Source organism: Streptomyces sp. NPDC016640, assembly GCF_043076215.1.
In the GTDB taxonomy this organism is placed as follows: domain Bacteria; phylum Actinomycetota; class Actinomycetes; order Streptomycetales; family Streptomycetaceae; genus Streptomyces.
On the sequence record NZ_JBIBRG010000004.1, the window covers coordinates 491,254 to 498,632 of the forward strand.

Sequence of the window (7,379 nt, forward strand, 5' to 3'; positions counted from 1 at the left end):
CGGGGCAGTCGCTGTGTCCTCTGCGTCCCTTCGATGTGTGGGTTCCCGTGCGGCCGGAGCCTACGCGCGCCTGCCCGTGCCCGGCCGGTGACAAACACGTCACGCGCCGGAGGCCGCCGGGACGGTCAGCGGAACACGTTGTCCGTGTCGTCCCAGCCCGGCGGTTCGTCCGGGACCGGCGTGCGCCCCGGACGCGTACGCGACTGGTACATCGCGTCGATCTCCAGCGCGTGGTGCCGCACGATCTCGTCCCGGCGCAGTTTCATCGACGGGGTCAGCAGCCCGTTGGTGACGTCGAACGGCTCGGGCAGCACCCGGAACACCCGGATCGACTCCGAGCGCGACACGCTGCTGTTGGCCGCGGCGACCGCCCGCGCGACCTCCTCGCGCAGCGCGTTCTCCTCCCTCGCCTCCCGGGTCGGCGCGTCGCCGGTCAGGGCCAGCGCCGCCCGCCAGTGGGCCAGGAAATCGGGGTCCAGGGTGATCAGGGCGCCCACACACGGCCGGTTGTCACCCACGACCACGGCCTGATGGACGAGCGGGTGCGCCCGCAGCCGCTGCTCCAGCGCCGCCGGCGCCACGCTCTTGCCGCTGCTGGTGATGATGACGTCCTTCTTGCGGCCGGTGATGCTGAGGTAGCCCTCGGAGTCCAGCCGGCCCAGGTCCCCCGTGGCCAGCCAGCCGCCGCGCAGCGCGGCCCGGGTGGCGGCCTCGTCCCCGACGTAGCCCTGGAACACCGACGGCCCGCGCACCAGGATCTCCCCGTCGTCGGCCACCCGGATCCCGACGCCGGGCAGCGCCCGTCCGACGGTGCCGGACTTCTCCCGTCCGAGCGGCTGCATCGTCACCCCGCCGCTCGTCTCGGTGAGTCCGTAGCCGTCGTGCACGTAGATGCCGATGCCCTCGTAGAAGAGGGAGAGGCCGCGGTCGAGCGGCGAACCGCCCGACGTGGCGCGGCGCACCCGGCCGCCCAGCGCCTGGCGCAGCTTGCGGTAGACGGTGCGCTCGTACAGCGCGTGCTGCAGCCTCAGGTCGAAGCCGGGCCCGGGGCCCCGGCCCAGCCGCTGCCGCTCCAGCGCCGCGGCGAAATCCCGGGCCGTGCCGGCGGCCCGCTCGAACAGGGCGCCGCGGCCCGACCGCTGCGCCGCGCGCAGGAAGTTCTTGTAGATCTTCTCCAGCAGCGAGGGGACGGCGTACAGATAGGTGGGCCGGAAGGTGCGCAGGGCCGAGGACAGGCTCTCCCCGCTGATGTCGGGCTCGTGCCCCATCAGCAGACCGCCCCGTACGCACAGGCCCTGGATCATCAGCCCGTACACATGGGAGAAGGGCAGGAAGGCGAGGACGGCGCCCTGCTCTCCCGGCTCCGCCGCCGTGTGGCCCCAGCCCGCCAGCAGGGTGTCGCAGATGAAGGCCAGGCCGCGGTGGCTCAGGGCGCAGCCCATCGGGCGGCCCGAGGTGCCGGAGGTGTAGGCGACGACGGCCGTGCTGTCCGGCGGCACGATCCGGCGCATCGAGTCGACCGTCGCCGCCGGTATGAACTCACCGCGCGCCACCAGCTGGTCGAGGGCCCCGGCGTCCAGCTGCCAGACGTGCCGCAGCCCGGGCAGCGCGGCGCACACGGACCCGACGGTCATCACCCCCTGCTCGTCCTCCACCAGCACGGCCACACAGCCGGAGTCCCTCAGGATCCACTCCACCTGGTCGCGCGAGGACGTCGGATGGACCGGGACGACCTCGGCACCCACCGTCCACAGGGCATGGCACAGGACCGTCCACTCGTAGCGGGTGCGCGCCATGACGGCGACCCGCACGCCCGGTGAGATCCCGGACGCGATCAGGCCCTTCGCCAGACCGACGACCTCGTCCCGGAACTCCGTGGCGGTGATCTCCTCCCAGGTGGCGGCGGAGGGACCGGTGCGGCGGGCGAGCACCGGCAGGGAGGGGCGCTCGGCGGCCGTCTCGAAGAGGCTGTCGGCGAGGCCGCCGGTCAGGGGCGGGGGAGACGGGGGAGCGAGAGCGAGGTCGCGCATGCACTGCTCCTGAGACGTACGGACTGTGACTCGGCCGACGAGTACGGTCGTCGGCGGTGCCTGAATCTAGCCGAGCCGCAGCGCCCCCGTGCCGGGATCGGGACAAGTGGGTCCGCACCGATGATCCCGGCGCTTCGGGGGACCCGGACGGTATGACTCACATCAGTCCGGATCCCGAACCGGAACGCAGCACAGGCCTCGAGCCCGGGGGCGGCGTGCCCCCGGGCGAAACCCCTCCCGCGGAGAGCAGCATGCCCGAGGCAGGTCCCCGGGAGACCCACAATCCGACCAAGGGCTGGGCCAAGGGACCCCTGACCGCGATCATCACCCTCGCGGTGCTGGTCGCGGCGTTCTTCCTGGCCTACGCCCTGATCCTGATCCTCTGACCCCGCCGCGGCTCACCCCTGGGTGTGCCGTACGCACTCCGTGACGACATCCCTCAGGCTCCCCGTGCGCTCCATCAGCCCCCGCTGGACCTGGGCCCCGTTGCCGTCGCGGAGCAGACGCGCGCAGCCCTCGCGGGCACGCTCCAGGTCACCGTTGGCCTCCAGGGCCTCGCCGACGTGGTCGAGGAAGATGCGCACGACCGCCTCCGCGGGCATGCGGCGCATGGTCTCGGGGTGCAGCAGCTCGCCCGTCAGACCGGAGCGGGCCGCCTGCCAGGCGGCCAGCCGGAGCAGGCTCACACCGGGGTCCAGCGGCTCCCGGCCGGCCTTCCACTCGCCCGCCGCGGTGTCCACCAGCGCGCGGGCCAGGGTGGCGATCAGTCCCGCGGTCTCCGCGTGCAGGCAGACGTCGGAGACACGGATCTCGACCGTCGGGTACTGCTGGGACAGCCGCGCGTCGAAGTAGACCATCTTCTCGTCCAGGATGGACCCGGTGGCCACCATGTCGGCGACCCGCCGGTGGTACCGCTCGGCCGAGCCGAAGATCTCCGTCGGACCGGCGGACGGCCAGCGCTGCCAGACCCGGCTGCGGTAGCTGCTGTACCCCGTCTCCTTGCCCTGCCAGAACGGCGAGTTCGTGCTGATCGCCGCCAGCACCGACAGCCAGGGCCGCAGCCGGTCCACGACGCCGACGCCCTCCTCGTCGGACTCGACGGAGACATGGACGTGGCAGCCCATGACGAGCTGCTCCCGGGTGGCTATGCCGTACTGCTCCTCCATCCACCGGTACCGCCGGTTCATGCCGATCGCGGGACTGACCGGCAGCGGCGAGGTGGCGAGAGCGGCGACCGTGCAGCCGATCTTCTCCGCGTGTCCCGCCGCCTCCTTGCGGCAGCGGACGATCTCCTCGTGCAGGCTCTCCATGGAGGACTGCGGATGCGTGGCGAACTCCAGCATCTGCTCGTGCAGTTCCTTCTCGAAGACGTCCTGTTCCGCGTCCTGCCTGGCCGCGCGGGCCAGCACGGCCGCGGACAGCGCCCGCGGGTCGCCTGTCTCCGGATCGACCAGGAGGAGTTCCTCCTCCACTCCGACGGTGCGCACGTGATGCCGCCTTTCTGTGGCCTGCCGCGACGACGCCGAGATGCCCTCGGTCGTACGACCCCGAATGCCCCGCGCGGGGCAGCGGACACCTGGCGGCGTCGCCGGGCCTCACAGATCGGCCGGCGCCAGCCACACCGTCGCGAGCGGAGGCAGCGTGAGGCGGACGCGGCCGTCCTCGGGCTTGACCGGGTCCGGGTGGGTGACGTCACCGCCGCCGTAGCGCGCGGCGTCGGTGTTGAGGACCTCCCGCCAGGCGATCACGTCGTCCCCGACGCCGAGCGGGTAGTCGTGCCGGACCACGGGGGAGAAGTTCGACACCGCGAGCAGCGGCCGGCCCCCGGCGTCGAACCGCAGGAACGCGAAGACGTTGTCGTCGGCGGCGTCGACCGACACCCACCGGAAACCGGACGGGTCGGTGTCCCGCTGCCACAGCGCCGGGGTCGCCCGGTAGTGCGCGTTCAGGTCGCGGACCAGGTCCCGCACCCCGCGGTGGTCGCCGGCGGAGTGGTATCCGTCGTCGAGCAGCCACCACTCCGGGCCCTGCTGCTCGGACCACTCGGCACCCTGGGCGAACTCCTGCCCCATGAAGAGCAGTTGCTTGCCGGGGTGGGCCCACATGAAGGCGAGGTAGGCGCGGACGGTGGCGCGCCGCTGCCACCAGTCGCCGGGCATCTTCGACACCAGCGCCTGCTTGCCGTGCACCACCTCGTCGTGCGAGACGGGCAGCACGTAGTTCTCGCTGTAGGCGTACACCATCGCGAAGGTCATCTCGTGGTGGTGGTACTTGCGGTGCACCGGCTCGTGGGAGACGTACTCCAGCGTGTCGTGCATCCAGCCCATGTTCCACTTCAGGCCGAACCCGAGACCGCCGGTGTCGGTGGGCCGGGTCACCCCGCCCCACGCCGTCGACTCCTCCGCGATCGTCACCACACCGGGGCAGCGCCGGTAGACCGTCGCGTTCATCTCCTGCAGGAACGCCATCGCCGCCAGGTCCTCCCGGCCGCCGTACGCGTTGGGCTCCCACCGGCCGTCCTCGCGCGAGTAGTCCAGGTAGAGCATGGAGGCGACCGCGTCCACCCGCAGGCCGTCGATGTGGAACTCCTGGCACCAGTAGACGGCGTTGGCGACGAGGAAGTTGCGCACCTCGGTACGGGCGAAGTCGAAGGTGTACGTGCCCCAGTCCGGGTGCTCCGCGCGCCGGGAGTCCCCGGGCTCGTACAGCGGGTCCCCGTCGAACCGGGCCAGCGCCCAGTCGTCCTTCGGGAAGTGCGCCGGCACCCAGTCCATGATCACGCCGATGCCGGCCCGGTGCAGCGCGTCCACCAGGTACCTGAAGTCGTCGGGGGTGCCGAGCCGCGCGGTCGGCGCGTAGAAGCCGGTGACCTGGTAGCCCCAGGACGGGCCGAAGGGGTGCTCGGCCACGGGCATCAGCTCGACATGGGTGAAGCCGAGGTCCGTGACGTACGCGGGCAGCTCGTCGGCCAGCTGACGGTACGTCAGGCCCGGGCGCCAGGACGGCAGGTGCACCTCGTAGACCGAGAACGGCGCCTCGTGCACCGGCACCTCGGCCCGGCGCCGGAGCCATCCGGCGTCGCCCCACTGGTAGTGCGAGGCCGTCACGACGGACGCCGTGTCCGGCGGTGCCTCCGTTCGGCGCGCCATCGGGTCGGCCTTGAGGAACCGGTGGCCGTGGCGGGAGTGGATCTCGAACTTGTAGCGGGTGCCCTCGCCGACGCCCGGCAGGAACAGTTCCCACACCCCGGACGAGCCGAGCGAGCGCATCGGGAACGCCGTGCCGTCCCAGTACGTGAAGTCCGTGGCGAGGCGCACGCCCCGGGCGTTCGGCGCCCACACCGTGAAGCGGGTGCCGGCCACGCCCTGGTGCGTCATGGGGTGCGCGCCGAGCGCCGTCCACAGCTCCTCGTGCCGGCCCTCGGCGATCAGATGCAGGTCGAACTCGCCGAGCGCGGGCAGGAACCGGTACGGATCGTACGTCTCGACGGGCGCGTCGTCCCCGTAGGCGACCGACAGCGTGTACGCGGGGACGGTGTCCAGTGGGAGCACGCCGGAGAAGAGCCCGTCGTCCTCCGGGACGAGCGGGGTGCGCTCGCCGCCGACGACCACGCGCACCTCACGTGCGAACGGGCGCAGCACCCGGAAGGCGATCCCGCCGGGCACCGGATGGGCGCCGAGCAGCGCGTGCGGATCGTGGTGGGCGCCCGCCAGCAGGCGCCCCCTCTCGGCCGGATCGAGGGCGGGCGCGGCCCCCGGGGCATCGGTGGCGGGGGCGGACGGGACGGGCCCGGCCGGTTCGGGAAGCGGGATGTCACGCAGGGCCACGGCTTCAGTCTCCTCTCACGGCGAGGCGCTCGATCGCCGCCATGGGTACGGGCAGCCAGTCGGGTCGGTGCCGGGCCTCGTACAGCACCTCGTACACGGCCCGGTCCGTCTCGTAGGCGCGGAGCAGTCCGTGCTTCTTGCGCGGGTCCCAGCCGGCGCGGGCCGCGTAGCCCGCGCAGTAGGCCTCGCGGCAGCGGCGCGCCCACTCCGGGCGCCAGGGGCGGCGCTGCCGGGCGGCGTAGTCGAAGGAGCGCAGCATCCCGGCGATGTCCCGCACCGGGGAGTGGGCGCTGCGCCGTTCGGTCAGCGGACGGGACGGTTCGCCCTCGAAGTCGATGACGAACCACTCGCGGCCCGCCCGCAGCACCTGCCCCAGGTGCAGGTCGCCGTGGATGCGCTGGGCGGGCGGCCCGGCATCGCAGGTGGCCAGCGCGGCGAAGGCGGCCCGCAGCCCCGGCACGAACGGCTGGAGCGCGGGGACGCAGTGCGCCGCGGCGGTCAGCCGCTCGGTCATCGCCGCGGCCGTCGGCCCGTTCTCGCCGGGCGCGCCCACGGGGAACGCCGAGGAGAGCGCCAGGTGCACGTCCGCGGTCGCCCGGCCGAGGGCGTGCGCCTGCGCGGTGAAGTCGTCACCGGCGGCGAGCGCGTCCAGGGCCAGCGTCCAGCCGTCGGAGGCGTCGCGCAGATACGGCTGGAGCACGCCGAGCGTCGCCGTGAAGGGGTGCGTGGTGCAGAACCAGGCCACCGGGGCGGGGACCCGGTGGCAGCCCTGGCGGGCCAGCGCCCCCGGCACCTCCAGATCCGGGTTGACACCGGGCTGGATGTGCCGGAACACCTTCAGGATGTACTCGTCGCCGTACACCAGCGAGGAGTTGGACTGCTCGGCGTCCAGCAGCCGCGGCACGAGTCCGTAGGGCAGGGACGCCGACGCGTCGCACTCGAAGCGCAGCGGGCCCGCCGTGCCGGGGTGGCGCAGCCGCTCCAGGAGCAGGTGGGAGGCGCGGGGGTCGTGGAGGGCGTCGTAGACCGTCAGGCCGGCCAGCCGGCCGTCCCGCACCCTGCCGATCAGCGCCTTGCCCGGCCGCGGCGAGGGGTGCTCCCGTACACCGAGGAGGAGCTGGTAGCAGTCACCGGCCGGCGGTGTGCCCCCGGGCGCGGGTACGCCTCCGTGACCGGCGTGGACCAGCAGGTGGAGACAGCCGGGGAAGAGCTCCGTCATGGACAGCACGCCGAGGTCGGTGACGGGCCGGTCCTTGCCGGCGAACCAGCGCTGCAGCGGCAGCCACTCGCGCAGCAGCCCGGCGAGTGAGTCCAAGGGCCCGGCGGGCACGCTTCGCGGGCGCAGGAACGCTGTCTTCGTCATGGTGACGCCTCCTTACGCCGGCACACCCTCACAGTCGTCGGCCGATGCGGGACGCGACCCGGGTGAGCCGGAACCAGTAGAAGCCGTGGCCCCCGAGGGTGAGCAGGTACGGCAGTTCGCCGACGGCCGGGAAGCGCACGCCGCCGAACAGCTCGACCG

The 7,379-nt window shown here is 73.0% G+C and carries 6 protein-coding genes; 1 reads left to right on the forward strand and 5 read right to left on the reverse strand.

Annotated features, from left to right (window positions below; genetic code table 11):
- Nucleotides 1–125: 125 nt before the first annotated feature.
- Complete coding sequence (locus ACF07S_RS12040) at nt 126–2,030, reverse strand: AMP-dependent synthetase/ligase (RefSeq protein WP_391974104.1); 1,905 nt, start codon at nt 2,028–2,030, stop codon at nt 126–128.
- A gap of 152 nt (nt 2,031–2,182) precedes the next feature.
- On the opposite strand from ACF07S_RS12040, the gene ACF07S_RS12045 reads away from it, so the two are divergent.
- A complete protein-coding gene (locus tag ACF07S_RS12045; protein ID WP_391963963.1) occupies nt 2,183–2,416 on the forward strand; it encodes a DUF6480 family protein in 234 nt (77 codons plus the stop codon).
- Between the two features lie 12 nt (nt 2,417–2,428).
- On the opposite strand, the gene ACF07S_RS12050 is transcribed toward ACF07S_RS12045, so the two are convergent.
- The 4 genes from ACF07S_RS12050 to ACF07S_RS12065 form a co-directional block, all read right to left on the reverse strand.
- Nucleotides 2,429–3,517, reverse strand: a complete 1,089-nt coding sequence (locus tag ACF07S_RS12050; protein WP_391974105.1) for a glutamate--cysteine ligase — start codon at nt 3,515–3,517, stop codon at nt 2,429–2,431.
- Between the two features lie 108 nt (nt 3,518–3,625).
- Nucleotides 3,626–5,857: a 1,4-alpha-glucan branching enzyme gene (gene glgB, locus ACF07S_RS12055; protein ID WP_391974106.1), complete on the reverse strand. Its 2,232-nt coding sequence runs from the start codon at nt 5,855–5,857 to the stop codon at nt 3,626–3,628.
- A gap of 4 nt (nt 5,858–5,861) precedes the next feature.
- Nucleotides 5,862–7,220 (reverse strand): maltokinase, encoded by a 1,359-nt coding sequence (locus ACF07S_RS12060; RefSeq protein ID WP_391963960.1) that lies wholly within the window; start codon nt 7,218–7,220, stop codon nt 5,862–5,864.
- A gap of 28 nt (nt 7,221–7,248) precedes the next feature.
- Nucleotides 7,249–7,379: alpha-glucosidase C-terminal domain-containing protein (locus tag ACF07S_RS12065; RefSeq protein ID WP_391964322.1), on the reverse strand; the 131-nt coding region annotated here is incomplete at its 5' end.

Bases quoted from the DNA above. Each gene is read 5' to 3' on its own strand.
- ACF07S_RS12040 (WP_391974104.1), bottom strand. From the start codon at position 2,030: ATGCGCGACCTCGCTCTCGCTCCCCCGTCTCCCCCGCCCCTGACCGGC.
- ACF07S_RS12045 (WP_391963963.1), top strand. From the start codon at position 2,183: ATGACTCACATCAGTCCGGATCCCGAACCGGAACGCAGCACAGGCCTC.
- ACF07S_RS12060 (WP_391963960.1), bottom strand. From the start codon at position 7,220: ATGACGAAGACAGCGTTCCTGCGCCCGCGAAGCGTGCCCGCCGGGCCC.